Source organism: uncultured Sanguibacteroides sp. (assembly GCF_900543425.1).
GTDB lineage: Bacteria > Bacteroidota > Bacteroidia > Bacteroidales > Marinifilaceae > Gabonibacter.
Genome location: NZ_UQRQ01000012.1, coordinates 56376 through 74666, shown reverse-complemented (window position 1 = coordinate 74666; position 18291 = coordinate 56376). Strand labels below are relative to the sequence as shown.

The following is an 18291-nucleotide window of genomic DNA, read 5'->3' as shown; positions in this document are numbered from 1 at the left end:
TTAAATTAGAAACTTGCATTCAAAGTAAAATTAAACGTCCGGGCAAAAGGATAGGTAAGTCCCCGTTCCCGCTTAATACTGGAGAAATGAGCTATATCCTTCATATTAAACTGTAAACGAAGCATACTGAATCCTATCTTCTTCAGCAATTCGGGATTAAAATCGTACCCCAGAGTCAACGAATTAAAATCCAATGTATTGTTATCTTGACAGAAACGGGACGTCGGACGAGTTACCTTTTTGTCCGCATCTTTTATTGTTTTAAATTTAGCAATATCACCCGGTTGCTTCCAACGATCCGTCAATACGCGTTTATCCGCGTTATTGCGAAAATCCACATTTTCCACGTTATCCACAAGAGTTTGATTATAAGCCTGACCTCCCAGTTCATACATAAAAGTTGCCGACAAAGTAAAACCTTTATACCGGGCATTGATACCGAAAGCCCCCTGTACATCCGGTTCATTATCCCCGATAATCACCTGTTCCGAAGAGTTCCAATCATACGTAACCGATCCGTCTCTATTGACAAGAATCTCGTTGCCGTCCGCTGGATTTATACCCAAAGATTTCATCCCCCAGATAGAAGTCAACGATCCTCCTTCCGTATACTTCATAAACGGTTTGGCATATTTGGTATCCATAGCCGTATTCGCATTCTTGTTATACTCATCAAAGTATTCATCAACCCGGTCATTGTACTCCTTTAACGAATTGGAAATCTTCAATATCTTATTTTTATTATGCGCCAGATTGACAAAAGCGGAAAGGTAGAGATCCCTTTCATTAATAATATCTCCTTTAAGATCCAATTCGACACCCCTGTTCTGTACCTCTCCCATGTTATCTGTATAAGTCGTAAAACCGGAAGAAGCGGGAATCGTAATGGAATTCACCATATCGATCGTTTTTTTGTTATACCATGATCCGACGATCTTAATACGATCGTTTAAGAGCCCTATATCGGCACCAATATTCAACGTATTTGTCGTTTCCCAACCGAGTTTCTCGTTACCCATGTATTTCATGTATACGCCGAACCCCGTAGAATACCACTTATCATTGATGGTCTTATAGGTATGCTTGGCAGCATAGGGAGCAAAATTAACCTTTCCGGTCTGTCCGTAGGTAGCCCGCACTTTCAATTGACTGAATATACTGTTTCCTTTCAAAAAATCGTAATTGTGGAAATTGATTCCAACCCCACCGGACCAGAAGGGAGCCGTCCGGTTATCGTTTCCGAATTCGGAAGAACCGTCGAGCCTCCCGGAAAGATCAAGAAGGTAAATATCATCATAGGTGTAATTCAATGAAATAAAGGTTCCGAACAGACGGGTATGACTTTCTGAAATCGTCTTTTTAGTCGCTTCTTCCGCGGCATAATTTACGGAATGAAGCTGGCCAGAAGGGAAACCCCGGTAATGCTCGGATCCACTTTTGGTTTTGGTCTCGATAAAATTAACTCCGGCAGAAAAATTCATATTGTGTTTACCGATGACGTTATTATAGCTGATCAATACGTTACCGTCCATTTTGGTTGTTTTCGTATCATCGATATACAGATCTCCTCTTTTCCCGTAGTCTGAAGAGGAATAAGACATATAAGTACTGGAAAGCGGATCCGTAAATTTCTCGTGTTCGCTATAATATTGGGACAAGCTAAGCTGACCTTTGACAAGTAACTGGTCCAGAACGTACCAATTAATATTCAAATTATCCGTCAATTCATTATAATTACTCTTATCGTAATTATGCAGATGTGCTTCATACATGGGGTTCAACCGTTGAAGCGTTCCGATGGAACTATTCCAGCCCTGGGTCGTCTGCATATAACTACCATCTTCATTTTTATAATAATCATAGGGATTTTTCTTCGTGTAATCGGAAAAACTACCGTAAGGAGATTCGCGGGAACTCATCTTATCGTAGGTAACCATATTTCGTATCTGAATCTTTTTGAAACGATAATCCAGGTAAAAATCACCGCCATAAGTATTTCGATAAGATTTTTTCATTACTCCGTTTTGACCGTTATAGCGAAGGGATATTCCGTAACGTATCTCGTTGGTTCCTCCTTCCACGTAGAGAGAGTGCTTATGATTGAATTGAGTGGTCAACGGCAAAGAGAGCCAGTAGGTATCCACACCCTTGATAATATTATTTAATTTGGCATGATACTCGGCATTTTTTTCCGCCTGTTCTTCATCATCTTTCCCTTCAAATAATCCGGCCAAAACTTCCGTCTCCAACTTTTCTTTGGCATTCATTAAATTATAATCGGACAGATCGGGAGTTGTGATGGCACCTGTAAAGGTATAAGATACCTGTAACTCTCCCGGCTTGGGTGCTACCGATTCGATAACAATCACACCGTTGGCTGCTCTTGAGCCGTAGATCGCCGTGGCTGCCGCATCTTTCAAAATATTAATACTCTGTATCCGGTTCGGGTCCAAATCATAAATCTTTTCTATTTTGACCTCATATCCATCCAGAATAAAAACCGGGTTATTCGGATTATTCTCCAAAGAAGTTCGGGAAACATCTCCCTTGTCCAACTCCTTTACACCGATACCCGAACGACCGCGGACATAAAACTCCGGTAACGTATTGGGATCGGAGCCCATCTCGTTATTCCTCACGATACGCAAAGAAGGATCATACACCTGCAACACATCGATCACGTTCGTGGGAGATACCTTCAAAATATCATCCTTCTCCACTCGGGTTGATGCTCCTGTAAAACTGGACTTTTTAACATTGGTATAACCGGTAACAACCACATCCTGCAAATTTTCTTTTTTCTCTTTCAGAGTCACTTTTACCTCTTTCTGATCGGTAATTTTAATCTCCAAAGTCTCGTAACCCAAAAAACTGATAATCAACGCCAGCTCTTTAACATCAGGGATGTTCAATTCAAATTTCCCCTCCGAATCTACGGCTGTCCCCACTCTTGTTCCCTTGACAATCACAGTAGACCCCGGTAAAGGGATTCCTGCCTCATCCAAAACGATTCCGGTAATTTTCCGTTCAACCAAAACATTTCTTTTCTTCTCTTTTATTTTAATAACCACGGTACTATCTACAAATTGATAGGTGAAATCCGTCTTCTCCAAACAAAGTTCGAGTACTTGTTTAAAAGGCTTATTATCTGCTTTTACGGTTACGCGGGGAGCCTTATTGACAAGTTCCAGATTATAAAGAAACTCGTACCCCGTCTTCATTTTCAATTCTTTAATCACATCAGCAAGTGTCTCATTTTTAAAGTCAACGCTGATAATTTTATCCTGGGTCTGCCTTCCTGATCCTGCAAAAGCAAGAGGAATATAGCATAAGGTAAATGTAAATAACAGATACCATCGTAGTTTGTTGTAAACGTTTTGTTTCATAAATTACAGTTTGACAATGTATTAGATATTAGTTCTACAAATTAACACATGAATAACTTTATTGCATACTATTCTTTTAATGGTTAAACATAAACACATAACTCCCCCTCTTACCGGATTTATCATCCGGTAACAAATGATTTTGATCAAAAACTATCGAGTCATTTATCGTGCCATTTCAGATTGATATCAAGATACAAAAACGGCACGCCATACGCGTATTATTCTTTTGTTGCTACAATTATTTCATTGTTTTCCAATTCAAATCTTACGTGAGTCGTTAACTCTATCACGTTGCATACATCTTTGATATTCCCATATTTAGGTACACTTCCGACAAAATGATAACTCTTTGCCTTCTCGTCACGGAATTTTGCCTGTACCCCATACCATCTGGATAATTTTTTCATGATATTTTCCAAACTCTCTCCATCAAAATAAAAACGATCCTTCATCCATGTCGCATAGTAATCTACATCGACCTTTCTGACCGAGACCTTTCCCTCCTTGACGAGAGCCTGCTCTCCAGGAGTCAGGATTCGCTGTACATCATCATGTTGCATTTCAATTTCCCCCCTTACCAATGTGGTATGAGAGTAATTGTCATCGCTATAATCCATAATATTAAAAGCCGTTCCCAATACCCGGATCGTATAATCTTTTGTTTTTACAATAAAAGGCTTTTCCTTATTCTCGGCAACATCGAAAAAGGCCTCCCCATCCAGGTATACTTCCCGAATCGAATCGGAAAAAAGCACAGGATATTTCAAGGAAGAAGAAGAGTTTAACCAAACCCGGGTTCCGTCAGAAAGAGTAACATCATACTCTCCCCTCACGGGAACCACTAACGTATTATAGATTTTTTCCACACTATCCACAACCTGAGGAACATAAGTAATTCCACAGTTACTTTGAGTAAATATACGAGTTCCGTTGCTTTCCGTCACATGAAGCGTATCTTCGGTAAGAATAACAGACTCCCCGTTAGACATATAAAGAGTCGCTTTCTTCTCCCCCGGAGAGATTGTCGACAACGTCAAAACAGATTTTTTAGAAACACGATTCGAATCAACATATAAAAAATAGAAACAACATCCTAAAACAGGCAAAATAAATATAGCGGCATATCTCATTAAACGAATTCGGCGCCTTCGTCTGATGATCTTTTGCGCTTTCCGATTCATCTCTTTCCAATACTCCGGTCCTTGCAATTTTTTCATCTCGGCCCAGTCTCGAAGAAGTTGTTCATCTATATTTTCCTGTTCATCTACCATAATTCGATTTGGTTTTCTAAATTAATAACAAGCAAAAGCTAAAATCTACCTAGTCCATTTTCAACTTTTTTTTGCAGCATGTTAAGATTTAACATTTCGGAAGAAAATAAGCAGGAGTAACAACTGCTTTCGCAAATGCTTAAAAGCAGTAGACATATGAGCTTTAACCGTATGATAAGATATATTTAATTGCACAGCAACATCCTCATAACGTTGTTGTTGCAAATAAACACGGGTAAATATATCTTTACATTTATCAGGTAAAGCCTCTATGGCCTCATCAAGCTGTTCCAATTGCTTCATATGATCGATCTCTTCCTGAATCTCTTTATCGGGTATTTGATCTTGCTCAGAAGATATAGGAATATATTTATTCAAAGAAGAGTGAAGGTAATTCAAGGAGGCATTTTTCACACAAGTAAATAAAAAAGAAGGGGAAACCTGTTTTAGTCGCCCGGATTCGAATAAACGTAAGAATACATCCTGAACGATATCCTCTGCGGCTTCGGAATTTTTTATCAATTTTCGGGAATAGAGCACCAAATGGCTGAAATAACGATTAAATAGCTCCTCTAATACTAATATCTGATCCTTTTCCACCTGTTTCGATATTACTCTCTCTTTTTTTGATCGTTCCTGATCAAAATTCAATTTACATACGGACGTGGAACCATCAACTCACTCACAAGATTATTCTTTACACCTGAATCAAGAAATAACCTCTACCCTCTGAATGAAATTAAACGCCCTTCATCATTTTTAATTACCACCATTCATAACACAAGGCCAAACAAATGTATAATTTCTTCTTTAATGAACAAAACTCTCCGAAGAATTAAGTACAATCTTCGTCCACAATCAATCTATAATTGTTATTCGTTTCATTTGCAAAATAAAAAATGGATAAGTAGGTTAGCAAATAAAAAAACCTGATAGCATATGATGCTATCAGGCCATTGTGTACCCAGAACAGGACTCGAACCTGCACAGCCGTACGGCCACTAGTCCCTGAAACTAGCGTGTCTACCAATTCCACCATCTGGGCATAAACCGAAGAACTTGTTTAGGAAAAAAAACCTTGCAACTCACCTGCTGCAAGGCCTTCCGTCCACGTTGTCCAACCAGGATTCGAACCTGGACTGACAGAACCAAAATCTGCTGTGCTACCGTTACACAATTGGACAATCTTTTTCTTATCGCAACGTTATTTTCCGTTTTTGACGCTGCAAATGTAGAACATTTTTCTATTTCCCACAAAGAAAATGCGGAAAAATTCAAACAAAATAGTTATTTTCGTGCTGTCAAATGAACACATTTTTTGGCACTCGATTGAATATTAACGCGTAATAATAAATTCATAACACTAAAAAGCATGTGCAAAATTAAAAATCATCCTACGCTAAGTTATAAAGTAATTAACAATGTGACCGGTTGGGTAGCATTTTTAATTGCCAGCGTAACTTACCTGCTCACGATAGAGCCGACGGCCAGTCTTTGGGATTGTGGGGAGTTTATCACGACCTCTGTCGGTTTACAAGTAGGTCACCCTCCCGGAGCACCTCTATTCATGATTATATCGAGGCTGTTTGCTATTTTTGCTCCGAGTCCGGAAACACAGGCAATCATGATAAACAGCATGTCGGCCCTGGCGTCCGGATTTACGATCCTATTCTTGTTCTGGACCATTTCACACTTAGCCAAAAAGTTAATCATCGGGAAATCGGAAGAGTGTACCCTGGGACAAATGCTTGGCATTATGGGTGCGGCTTTCGTGGGAGCATTGACCTATACTTATACGGATACATTCTGGTTCTCTGCCGTTGAGGGTGAAGTATATGCTCTCTCCTCCTTATTTACGGCCGTTGTATTCTGGGCTATTTTAAAATGGGAGAATGTGGCGTTTCAACCCTATGCCAATCGTTGGTTGATCTTCATAGCATACATGATCGGGCTTTCCATCGGTGTGCACTTGTTGAACCTGTTGGTCATTCCGGCCATTGTATTTATCTACTATTTCAAAAAATACGAACCGACAAGAGCCGGAATCATCAAATCGGCAGCAATCTCTATTCTGTTGTTGGGTGTCATCATGTGGGGAATTATCCCGGGAGTAATCGTTGTTGCCGGGTGGTTCGAACTACTGTTCGTTAACGGAATGGGACTACCGTTCAACACGGGAGTAGCCGTTTACGCCCTATTATTGGTTGCCGGATTGACTTATGGTATCTATTATACGTTAAAGCACAATCATACGGTATTTAACACGGCACTGACCTGTGTTATCGTTATGCTGATCGGATACTCATCTTACGCGATGGTCGTTATCCGTTCCTTAAGCGATCCTCCTATTGACGAAAACAGTCCGGATAACGTATTTGCGTTGCAATCCTACCTGAACCGGGATCAATACGGACACGAACCGTTGTTATACGGACAATATTTCAATGCCGTTCCCAAAGAGATGAAAGAGGGAGGTGCCGTCTATTATCAGAATAAACATACAGGAAGATATGATGTAGTGGGTCATTCCTCGGAAATGGTATACGACGAACGCTTTTGCACTATTTTACCGCGTATGTGGAGTTCTTCCCGCCCGGAAGGAGCCTATACCCAATGGTCAGGACCGTTAGCAGGCCCTACCTATATGGTTGATAACAAAGCCGTACGGATACCGAGCTTCTGGAACAATTTGAAATTCATGTTCCGCTATCAGTTGGGACATATGTACCTTCGCTATTTCATGTGGAATTTTTCGGGGCGCCAGAATGACATTCAGGGACACGGAGATTTCCGTTACGGGAACTGGATCACCGGTATTCCGTTTATAGATAATATTTTGGTCGGCGATCAAAGCCTGATGCCGGACTCGTTAAAAAACGACAAGGCACGTAATACCTATTATCTTCTACCCTTTATCCTGGGTCTGTTGGGTATGTTTTATCAATACCAGAAGAACAAACAAGGGAAAAAAGATTTCTGGGTGGTTATGTTACTTTTCTTTTTCACGGGTATAGCCATCGTACTTTACTTGAATCAATACCCCGGACAACCGAGGGAACGGGACTACGCTTATGCCGGATCGTTTTATGCTTTTGCCATTTGGATCGGCTTTGGAGTACTCTACTTATGGGATTTGCTTCAACGAAAGATGAGTTCCCGAAATGCGGCTATCGCAGCTACACTCGTGTGCTTTTTTGCCGTTCCGGTAAATATGGCAGCAGAGAACTGGGATGATCACGATCGAAGCGGACGTTACGCCACCATAGCTCACGCTAAAAATTACCTGAGTACTTGTGCTCCCAACGCCATTCTGTTTACCTTCGGGGATAACGATACCTTCCCTCTATGGTATGCACAGGAGGTAGAAGGATTCCGGAGAGATGTTCGCATTGTCAACCTGAGCCTGTTAGCCGGAGATTGGTATATAGATCAAATCAAACGGAAGACATATGAGACTCCGGGGGTTCCGATCTCTTTCTCGAAAGATCAATATCATGCCGGACTAAGGGATTTCGTGCTCCTTGTGGACAAAATACAAAAACCTTTCGATCTAAAGGAAATCATGGCCTTTGTGGGCATAGATAAACCGGAAGCTAAAATAAACATATACACGGGAGAAGCTATCAACTATATTCCGACACGGAACGTTTATATTCCGGTAGATAAAGAGAAAGTTTTAGCTAACGGAACCGTTCGACCGGAAGATGCCGACAAGATTGTAGACAAGGTGGAAATTCAACTCCCGAACACGAGTTCATTGAACAAATCCCAGTTGATGGTACTGGATATATTAGCCACGAATAATTGGGAACGTCCTGTCTATTTCGGAGTCGGTATGGGCAAAGACAGTTATTTAGGATTCGAAGATTATTTCCAGCTGGAAGGTGCCGCTTACCGGGTAGTTCCCATCAAGACTCCGACGAATGATTACTCCTATGATTTCGGACGAGTGAACAGTACGATTCTGTACGACAACCTAATGAACAAATTCGTATGGGGGAACATTAAAGATCCGAAGGTAAATATAGATCACTTCCACGACAACACGATCGCCGTGATGAAGTATCGAAATACATTCTTAAGACTGGCCGACAAGCTAATGGAAGAGGCTCAAATCTCGAGCGATTCGAATCAGGTCGTTCTGGATACGGCAAAAGTAAACGCGGCTGTAAGAGTGTTAGATAAATCCTTGGAGGAAATTCCATTGTATCAGGTTCCGGCCGATAATTTCCTAATCAATTATATCTCTGTTTATTATATGGCAGGAGAAGATGAGAAAGGAAACAATTTATCCCGGGCTTTAGTCGTAGATAATATCCAAAACTTGAGGTATATCTCCTCTCTCTCTCCGGCACGGAGAGCAGCCGTTCAGGATGACGAGAGAAGAAGTATTCAGGTCGTTCAGGTATTGTTGGATATGGCCACAAGGGCAGGACAAAGAGAGTACGTGGAAGAAGTTCAACGTATGGCGGAAGATATGTTTGCTCCTCCAGCCGTGCCTCAAAGGCGGACAAAACCTTCTTTGGACTCCGTAAATGAAAATAACTGAATAAACAATACGTATTGTCCGGAAAGACAAAGCAATCGATGCTGTCTTTTCGGGCAATATTTTTCATGTATAAACTATAAACGATAAACAATGATCACGATTGACCATATCAAAGCATTGGCGGAAAGAGGTGAAGCATTGAGGAGGTATCTTTGACATCGATCAGAAAAGGGTACAACTCTCGGAAGAAGAATTAAGGACACAAGACCCCGCTTTATGGGGAAACCCGAAAGAAGCCGAGGCATTAATGAAACGGGTTCGGGAATTAAAATCCTGGATCGAGGGCTATGAAAAAACAAAAGCTTCCATAGAAGATTTAACGGTTCTTTACGACTTTGCCAAGGAAGGAGAAGCAACGGAAGAAGAGGTAGATAAACAATACGAAGAGACGGTTAAGATCATCGAAGAGATCGAGCTTCGTAACATGCTCAGAAAAGAGGAAGACCATTTCGGGGCCGTTTTGAAAATAAACTCCGGAGCCGGAGGTACGGAGAGTCAGGACTGGGCTTCCATGTTGATGCGTATGTACATTCGCTGGGCAGAGGACAACAAGTACAAAGTCACAATCAGTAATTTGCAGGATGGCGATGAAGCCGGTATCAAAACCGTAACCATGCAGGTGGAAGGGGACTTCGCCTACGGTTATTTAAAAAGTGAAAACGGTGTGCATCGTTTAGTGAGAGTTTCACCTTATAACGCACAGGGTAAACGAATGACCTCGTTTGCGTCTGTTTTTGTTACTCCTTTAGTAGATAACACGATAGAAATCGCAATTAATCCGGCAGACATCACGTGGGACACATTCCGTTCGGGAGGTGCCGGAGGTCAGAACGTAAACAAAGTAGAAACGGGTGTTCGATTGCGTTACAACTACAAAGATCCGGATACCGGAGAAACCCAGGAGATCCTGATCGAGAACACGGAAACCCGTTCCCAACTGGACAATAGAGAAAATGCCATGCGTTTATTACGTTCTATGTTATATGATATGGAATTAAAAAAACGAATGGCCGCACAAGAAAAAATAGAGAGTAGTAAAAAGAAAATAGAATGGGGATCGCAAATCCGAAGTTACGTGTTCGACGATCGTCGGGTCAAAGATCACCGTACCAATTACCAAACTTCAAACGTACAAGCAGTCATGGACGGAGATATCAGTGAGTTTATCAAAGCCTACCTGATGATGTTTGGAGGAGAGGATTAAAAAAACGACATCACATCCATTTAATCATAAATCGTAAATCGAACTATAGTGGATTTCTCAAAATGTAACATACTGATTGTCGGGGATATCATGCTTGACAAATACTATTTCGGAAAGGTCGAGAGGATCTCCCCGGAAGCTCCTGTCCCTATCGTTAACATCGTCTCTGAAGAATCCCGTTTAGGAGGAGCTTCCAATGTGGCAAACAACATCAGCAGCTTGGGAGGAAATGCTTTTCTTTGCGGTGCTATCGGGCATGATCTTTTCGGAAAAGAAATCGAGCGGATGGGCAGACAAAAAAATATCCGGACCTCATTTATCAAAACCGAACAACCCACGATTGCCAAAGCCCGGGTTATCGGAGGACTCCAGCAAATTGTCCGTATTGATTACGAGCAAAAATTACAACTCAACGAAAGAGGATCCCAACAATTAAAGGAACTCATTTCAAAGCTAATAAAAGAGGTTCATTTGCTGGTTATCTCCGATTATGGAAAAGGATTTATTTCCCAGGAGGTTTGCTCTTTTCTCATTCAAACGGCACAAGAACATCATATTCACGTGATCGTAGACCCGAAAGGACAAGAGTGGGAGAAATACGCCGGGGCCGATTTAATAACTCCCAACGTAAAAGAATTGGGAGAAATCACCGGGAAAACGATAAATAACGATGACCGAGAGATTGAAATAGCCGGAAAAACGATTCTTGATCGTTATGGTCTTTCCGCCCTACTCGTGACAAGAAGTGAAAAGGGTATGAGCTTGATCAATCGGCAGGAGACCATTCATATCCCGACCTATTCACAGGAAGTTTTCGATGTTAGTGGAGCCGGAGACACGGTTGTTGCAACTCTTGCTTTAGCTCTATCTGCAGGAAAAGACATAAAAGAGGCCATGTATATTGCCAATGTTGCAGCAGGAATCGTCGTAACCAAATTGGGTACGGCAACCGTGACACAAGAAGAATTAAACAAACACCTTGAAAAGAGTTGTTGAACTGACAAATAAATAAAAATAAAAGAGGTTATCTTTGTAGGGTGCTTTGCATTTGAAAGAATCTTTCTTTTCCCCTTCCAGCCATGCGGACAAGATTTTGCCGTCATAGACTATGGCAATGGAATACCAATGGTCGGTGACAAACTCAGTTACCTTATATTCCGAGAACTTAATGGCACACCAATCTATTGCTGCAACATAGAGCAATCCATCCATGATGCCCATCTGAAACATATCCTTCTGTTCGAGAATCGATCCGTTCTGTGTATTTTTGAAACAAACCGTAGTGAAGATTGTGAAAGGTTTGTCGCCTTTCAAGGAAAATTCAGGAACAGAAGTCGCAGGGATATAGGCATAATCGAATCCCACGATGCCGTAGCCTGTTATGAGGGCTTTGAATGCTCCCGGTATTGACGCAAGCTGTCCGAATAGCTGTTTGAATTGAATTTACAGTGGGTTTGAAAGGAGGCGGACGGAGAGGCACGGACTTTCCCGGTTGAGTCCGTCCGTACCTGCCGTTTTACACCTCTTCAATCAAACTTCGCCATTATTCATTTCTTTCACTTATACGGGCAGTTTTTGATTGCTGCGCCGCAAAGTGTTATATTGCCCGTCAAGGCGGGTCGCTAAAGGGCAAATCAGCCTTGTGGCATTAAAATACCCGGATGCAACGCACCATGAAGTTGGTGGTTTTCCCGAGGGTGCCCGTGCCGCTGCCGCTGAAGCTCGTGTACCAGCTGTTGGTGCTACTGGACTCCGTCGAACTCAGATAGTAGTAGTCTTTGAACTCTGTTCCACCTGCTGTGGTTAGCTTAGTATTGAAGTCATCTTTACCGTAAGTATCATAAGCTGTGTAAAGTGCGCTAAACTCATCTTTGGCAGGGAGATACCACTTGTCATTTGTGGCATCCCAGTTGCCGGTATTATTGTTCTGCTCTGTCACCCACTTGAAGGCAGGGTAATTATCCCAGCTCTTGCTGCCATTCGAATTTGCAATCAAGGCAGCGATGGTTGCCATATTTGCCCGACCGTCGGTTGTATTGGTTGCTCCCGTTTCGCCATTCTCTGTGCTCCATTTCTTTGAATCCTGCATCCCGTTCTGCGTCAGCCCCACAATCTTACCGCTCTTGCCGTCGGCGTTCACTTCGTACACGATGCCGATGCAAGTCTTGGTATTGTCGAAAGTGGTTGAGTAAGTTTCATCGTCGTAGTAGTAATCGCCCAGATCAACATCTTTTTCTATCGTACCATCGCTCCAGCCATCGCTGACGGTGACGGAGAGCTTGGCAGCCGGGCTCGGCTTATCGGAAACCGAAACGATGTGTCCGCTGATGTTGGTGCGTTTGTTGCGCACGACGGGCATGTTGGCGGGGATAACGTAGTCGGCTATCACGATATTGCTCCAAGGCTCTTGCGCGAAGGTCACGGTCATTTCGCCCAGTGTGGTCTGCCCGGTGGCGGGGGTGAAGACGTAGTCGTAATAGAGGTTGGCAGTGAAGTCTCCGGTACCCAGCACATCCAATTCCTGAATCGTCTTGGTCTGCACAGTGGTTTGGGTAGGCTCGCCGCTCTCTACGTTGAAGCCTGCGGGGACGTTGTAGGCAAATTTCACTCTATACACATTAGCAAGCGCATCCGCATCCTTCTCGCTGATGTTGATTTGCCCGAAGGGACGGGTAAGCACTACTGGTTCGGCGTATGCCCCATCCTTTTTGCTTATCGTGTGGCAGGCGTAGAAAGCGTCGAGGGAGGTACGTGGTGTTATAGTACCGAAACTGGTTCCTTCGCCATCCAGGGCTAATCTTGAAATGGTTACTGTCTTCAGGTCGGGGATGGTCGTGTAGTATTGGTCTTCGTAGTGGGTGTAGCTGCCGCCGGAGTAGGTTACCGTCGTTTCACCAGTTCCTTTTACAAAGTCTGCCCACAACAAGGCTTTGTAGTCTCCGTTGTCGACGAGGGTAAAGGTGAAGTCCTCTCCTTCGCCGGTACTATTGGTCTTTTCCTCGCGGTATATCAGTTCCGGATTAGCGCCTGTCGTCCATACTTCGAGGATGTAGCGCAGCTTGAAAGCAAAGTAGGGTATGGTGACCTTGCCGTCGGCGCGGGTGTGTATGCCCCCGTCCATATTTGCGCTGAGGGTTACGCTGGTAGGTTCATTGGTCTGCGGCCCGTCCATATCTTCCTGGCTGCACGATGCGAACAGTCCTGCAAGGAGAACCGTCAGCAAAAAATAAAGATTGTGCTTTTTCATTGTCTTTTGTTTTTAATATTTATAAATCAAGTTTATTCACTCCTTTGTTAATGTAAATCGTCGAGGTCGATATTTATATCATCGTCGTCGAAATCGGGATTGATGCCTACGCCCGGACTGACCTTCGAGGTGAGGAAACGCCCCCGCAAGGTGGTGAGGTGTCCCCGTTGGTAAGGCACGTTCAGTCCGGTGGTCAGGCTCACCACGTAACCATCGCTGTCCGCTATCCTTATTTCGAGCGGCACGTAGGATTCCTCACCGTTCACAAAGATGAAGTCTGTGCCTATCGTATATTCTTCCCGTCCGTCATCGGGGACGGTGAGTGGGGCGGTAAACGCGACGTTCATCTGTGATTTTTGCGGCTTCCCGGTCAGCACGTTGAAACCCAGCGGGAAATAGAAGCCGTAGGAGAAGGTGACACTGTGAGCCGTGCCTGCCTCCCGTTGTCTTTGGGACTTGGCGAGGAACTCCTTTACGTCCGTGGCGATAATCTCGTATTGTGCCAGCGGGCGTACCATATCCACCTGAACCTGTACTTTGGCGTTCCATTCGTCGCGATACGGGCGCAAATCGAGCGGTGCCGTTCCGTAAAGGCAATCGCGGTAAGGGGTGTTTCCTATATAGGGCGTGGTGCAGGACACTTGCTGCAAGTCCTCCGTGTTGTAATAAAGGTCGGCTTCCGTACCTGCCGCCACGTAGTCCGTCCAGACTGCCAGCGTGTATTCCAATGCGTGCAGTTTCAGGTTAATGGGCAGGGTGATTTTGTCACTTCCGCTTTCTTCCGCTTCTTCGAGCACCGTTACCTGCCGCTGGGCAACTTTGCCGTCGTGGTAGGCGTCGATGATGAAGCGGCGGCGGTAGGTATCAGTAGCGGCTTTCGTGGTTCCCGAACGTGCTTTATCGGTTATAATTTCCAAGGGCACAAGCTCCAAATCAAGTGTCACTTCGGTATTTACTTGTACGAGTGTAGGGTCAACGCCTTCCTCGCCATCGTCTGTCATCGTCGGGTAGTCGTGTACGCAACCCGTAAGCAGGATGATAAATAAGAATAGCAAATAGTATCGTTTCTTCATATCGTTTATTATTTAAGATTGAACCGATATACAACGGAAATACCTACACGGGTGATGCCCCAATAGTTCTTTGTACGGGTATCTATCCGTGCGCCGTTGCCTATATTATAATAGGTGTCGTACTTCATGTTGGCATAGCCCGCACCGAGGGTAAACTCGCCTGCCCAGTGTTCGCCGAGCGGCAGCAAGTAACCGTAACTGATACCTGCACCCAGAAGCGGACGGGAGGTATCCTGATAGCGGTCGCGGTTCCACTTCACGTTGAACCAACCTATGTGCGCATGTACGCCGAAGAAATGCCCTTCGCCGGGACGTGCCAGCCAATAGCGGCCTTCCGGCTGGATGGTAAAGGTCTTCACGGCATGTTTGTCGCTGACGTACCACGGGCACCAGAGTACGGGCAGTTCTACAGAGAAATGTTCGCTCACCTGCACATCGGCGGCAAGGTTCATTATCGTACCCGCCCATGCTGCAAGGTTGGTCTTGACGGCCACGTAGCGGGATGACGTTTGCGAAACGGATACTAATTCGTCCGTTTGCATCGGTTTGTCCGTCCGTTCCGGTTCGGACTTCACCTCTTGCTGTACCGGGGTGACTTGTTGCTCCACCTGCTGTATCTCCTCCTTTATTTCCTGCTCTTCTCTAACCGGTTCCGTCTCTTTTTCCACAACGACCGGAGTGATTTCTTCGGTTTTCTGTCCTTTCTCTGCCGGAAGGGATTTCGCTGAGAGGTAAATCACTCCGGCTATCTCGGCACGCCGTGCCTCGTCGTTGCTGGCTGCCTGTGTATCAACGCCACGTCCTTCTATGCTGATACGTCCGGCGGCAACGCCTTTACTCACTAAATAGTTGCGGACGGTACGGGCACGGCGCAACGACAGTTGCCCGTTGAATGTTTCCGTTCCCGTCGAGTCCGTCCATCCGACGATGGTAATCGGGGTGATGGTGTCGGACAGTGCCCATCGCAACAGACGTCCGGTTTTCTTGTATTCCGACCGTTCGATCCAATCCCCATTATTCAGTGAGAAATAAATGATATCGGAGTAAACCGTCAGAACACTATCGCCGGTTTGCATCGGTTTGCCTGTCCTGCTGTTTTGTGCCTGTACATTAGGTAGAAACGAGTAAACCAACAGCAAAAGGACGCACAAACGACCATTCTTATACTTTCCTATTCCAATTGTTCCATTCATATTTGATAGTTTTATGTTTTGAAAATAATCCGGGGATAAAAGCAACTCCGAGAGAGTGCAGAAAACCAATCGATTACTTTTGAATACGAGAGGTATGTACATGACGAATCGCACAAAAAAAGATGAAACTGATTTTATGAAACGTCTATAAATTAGTAAATTACGCGCGGAAATCAGGCGGTGCCCTGTGTATATTAGCAAAATTATCCATTTTGCCCAATAAAAACGGGAATTTTTTCGCATAACCAGTAACACTTTTCATCTTTTTAATATTTACAGTCCATAATCTTTCATTTCATGTCATTATGCCAAAAAACTTTTCTCTCCAACAGGAATTTTTTGGCATAACTCTAAGCCCCAACTTTCACTAATCGAAAAAATATTGCCCGATGCCGGGAATCATTTTCCCAATGACCTATTCCGGCCTCCCGACGTTCTGTATATTCCCAAATACAGTTCTTGTCACCTATTTTTTCCCTCTATCCTAATACAAGAATAGCTGTTTCCGATTCTCAAAAAAGAAGAAAACGGAAAATACAAACATTAACAACAGCAAACGGAAGCACCGTAGCGTTTCCGTTGACCTGCACTATAAAGTTAGGAAATGAAAAAATAGCACAAGATACGTTTCTGCACTAATTTGGGTATCAAAACGCATAATACGCAATTATTTAGGTGTCAAAACGCACGAAAGGTATCAAAACGCATTTTTAAGGCGTTTTTGTCTTTTTTTTGAGCCTTAGCTGTAAATATTCACTCGGGAGCATTCCGGTATATTCCTTGAAGTTACGGAGTGCTGTCGCTTTAGAACGGAAGCCTACTTTAAAGAAAGTGTCTAATACATTTACGTATTTATCACTATCTGCAATTTTTAAAAATTCATTAATCCGGCGGCGGTTGATAAACTCTTTATAACCATCGTAGCCTTTCTCCTGAATGATCTGGGTGAGCTTATTACGGTTTGTAGCCAAAAGAACAGCCAACTTGGTTATATTCGTATCCGGGTTTCTCCAGAGTTGTTCTCTATCTATCAGTTCATTGAGTTGTATCCACAAAGGATTTTCCTTATTTTTCTCGGGGATTATACTTTCATCAGGAGTAACAGGGGGCACAGGGAGTTCAACCGGTACTTCCCGAGGGATAACGGGCACATTTATCCGTAAAAATAACTCCTGATAAGTGACGAACAGACAAAACAAACTGCAATAAGCCATGTGCCCGATAGCCATAGCCGCGGCACTTGTCAGCAGATAAGCCACATAGAAGAAGCCTATTCCTTGAATTCCTATCGTATAGAGAGCAATCCATTTGTAATTCGCGCTACTCCGCTTATAATTATACGGGATATAAAAAAGCATCAAGCTATAAGGGATGATACACAGCAAGATGACGAACCGAAACCAAACGTTGAACTCGGTTATGTTTTCTATTATAGCGTAAAAAGAGGTTAATTCCCTAAACTGGAAAGGCAGGCATAATAGCACCAAATTGAGTAATAAACATGGAACGAACAGCAAAATACCTTTTTTGAACGTGAGCCACCCCGGGCTAATCACTTCTATCGGGTAAAGATAGAGTAACGACAAAGAAGTCCATCCTCTACAAAGCAGGCTGACAGACAATACAGCAGGCAATGAAGGCTCACTCCTAAAAATACGGATAGAGAACATAATGCCAGCCAAAAGAAGAGGTAAGGCCAGAAAGAGCCTTGAACGGTCTCCTGGTTGGCGGCGCATCCATAGCAGGATACCACTCAGTAAAAAGATACATGGCGTAAAATGAAACAAACCATTGATAAGTACTTTCTCTATTTCCATAAGTTGTTTTTAAATGCAAATTATACAACTGCCTGTTTGCTTGTTTACGCGTATATCATTTAATAAAATTTCCACAAAAATACATATATTTCCTCTCAAAATGGAAGAAAAATAGTGCTTTATTACAAATTAATCTGTCCGTTCTTCTTCGGAATCTCTTTGAAAATCACTTTCCGGTTTGTCTTTTGGGTTTTCCAGAAAAAGGAATTGCTCTAAAACCATTGGCTTGAATTTACGGCTCACCGGAAACGATTCTTCATCGACCGCATGGGGCACAAACTTATTGACGCCTCTCTTGTTGATGATGTAGGAACGGTATATCTGGATAAAGATATCAGATGGAAGTTTCTTTTTTACTTCTGCCATCGGGCAGGTGATTATCAACTTATTCTGTTTTGTGGCCTGGATATAGCAATAACTTCGGGAGGCTTCTATCCACTTGATTTCACAGAGCAAAATCTTTCTAAAGAAATCGTTTTGACGAATAAAGAAACCATTGTGAACAGAGTCACCCTGCTCTTCTATCATCCCGGCTCCGGGTTGCGGAA

Annotated in this window: 12 protein-coding genes and 2 tRNA genes; 3 read left to right on the top strand and 11 right to left on the bottom strand. The window is 43.3% G+C overall.

Translation table 11 applies throughout. The features are described from left to right. Nucleotides 1–5 precede the first annotated feature (5 nt). The 5 genes from QZR76_RS08500 to QZR76_RS08480 all read right to left on the bottom strand — a co-directional run bounded on the left by QZR76_RS08500 (nucleotide 6) and on the right by QZR76_RS08480 (nucleotide 5844). Nucleotides 6–3386, bottom strand: a complete 3381-nt coding sequence (locus tag QZR76_RS08500; RefSeq protein ID WP_294142203.1) for a SusC/RagA family TonB-linked outer membrane protein — start codon at nucleotides 3384–3386, stop codon at nucleotides 6–8. 221 nt (nucleotides 3387–3607) lie between these two features. Then, a complete protein-coding gene (locus QZR76_RS08495; protein WP_294142202.1) occupies nucleotides 3608–4660 on the bottom strand; it encodes a FecR family protein in 1053 nt (350 codons plus the stop codon). A gap of 81 nt (nucleotides 4661–4741) precedes the next feature. Then, nucleotides 4742–5260, bottom strand: a complete 519-nt coding sequence (locus tag QZR76_RS08490) for a sigma-70 family RNA polymerase sigma factor (RefSeq protein WP_294142200.1) — start codon at nucleotides 5258–5260, stop codon at nucleotides 4742–4744. A 361-nt stretch (nucleotides 5261–5621) separates the two neighbouring features. Next, a tRNA-Leu gene (locus QZR76_RS08485) sits at nucleotides 5622–5705 on the bottom strand. A 68-nt stretch (nucleotides 5706–5773) separates the two neighbouring features. After that, nucleotides 5774–5844, bottom strand: a tRNA-Gln gene (locus QZR76_RS08480). A gap of 188 nt (nucleotides 5845–6032) precedes the next feature. Here QZR76_RS08480 and QZR76_RS08475 point away from each other — a divergent pair. From QZR76_RS08475 to rfaE1, 3 genes are all read left to right on the top strand, one after another. Continuing rightward, complete coding sequence (locus tag QZR76_RS08475; RefSeq protein ID WP_294142198.1) at nucleotides 6033–9209, top strand: DUF2723 domain-containing protein; 3177 nt, start codon at nucleotides 6033–6035, stop codon at nucleotides 9207–9209. A 90-nt stretch (nucleotides 9210–9299) separates the two neighbouring features. Continuing rightward, nucleotides 9300–10413 (top strand): peptide chain release factor 2 gene (prfB, locus tag QZR76_RS08470; protein WP_294142197.1). Its coding sequence is split into 2 segments (ribosomal slippage): nucleotides 9300–9362 and nucleotides 9364–10413, totalling 1113 coding nucleotides; the frame shifts between segments, so codons are not numbered across the junction. Between the two features lie 48 nt (nucleotides 10414–10461). Then, nucleotides 10462–11409, top strand: coding sequence for a D-glycero-beta-D-manno-heptose-7-phosphate kinase (rfaE1, locus tag QZR76_RS08465; protein WP_294142196.1), 948 nt, complete (start codon nucleotides 10462–10464; stop codon nucleotides 11407–11409). Here the strand turns inward: rfaE1 and QZR76_RS08460 are convergent. The 6 genes from QZR76_RS08460 to QZR76_RS08435 all read right to left on the bottom strand — a co-directional run bounded on the left by QZR76_RS08460 (nucleotide 11380) and on the right by QZR76_RS08435 (nucleotide 18271). Beyond that, nucleotides 11380–11778: a hypothetical protein gene (locus QZR76_RS08460; protein ID WP_294142195.1), complete on the bottom strand. Its 399-nt coding sequence runs from the start codon at nucleotides 11776–11778 to the stop codon at nucleotides 11380–11382. The two genes, rfaE1 and QZR76_RS08460, sit on opposite strands and share 30 nt — an antisense overlap. A gap of 283 nt (nucleotides 11779–12061) precedes the next feature. After that, complete coding sequence (locus tag QZR76_RS08455) at nucleotides 12062–13660, bottom strand: hypothetical protein (RefSeq protein WP_294142194.1); 1599 nt, start codon at nucleotides 13658–13660, stop codon at nucleotides 12062–12064. Nucleotides 13661–13707: 47 nt separating this feature from the next. Beyond that, nucleotides 13708–14733, bottom strand: a complete 1026-nt coding sequence (locus QZR76_RS08450; RefSeq protein WP_294142193.1) for a DUF6562 domain-containing protein — start codon at nucleotides 14731–14733, stop codon at nucleotides 13708–13710. Nucleotides 14734–14741: 8 nt separating this feature from the next. Continuing rightward, nucleotides 14742–15926: a DUF3575 domain-containing protein gene (locus QZR76_RS08445; RefSeq protein WP_294142192.1), complete on the bottom strand. Its 1185-nt coding sequence runs from the start codon at nucleotides 15924–15926 to the stop codon at nucleotides 14742–14744. A gap of 710 nt (nucleotides 15927–16636) precedes the next feature. Next, a complete protein-coding gene (locus QZR76_RS08440) occupies nucleotides 16637–17743 on the bottom strand; it encodes a helix-turn-helix domain-containing protein (RefSeq protein WP_294142191.1) in 1107 nt (368 codons plus the stop codon). A gap of 129 nt (nucleotides 17744–17872) precedes the next feature. Next, complete coding sequence (locus tag QZR76_RS08435; RefSeq protein ID WP_294142190.1) at nucleotides 17873–18271, bottom strand: LytTR family DNA-binding domain-containing protein; 399 nt, start codon at nucleotides 18269–18271, stop codon at nucleotides 17873–17875. Nucleotides 18272–18291 lie beyond the last annotated feature (20 nt).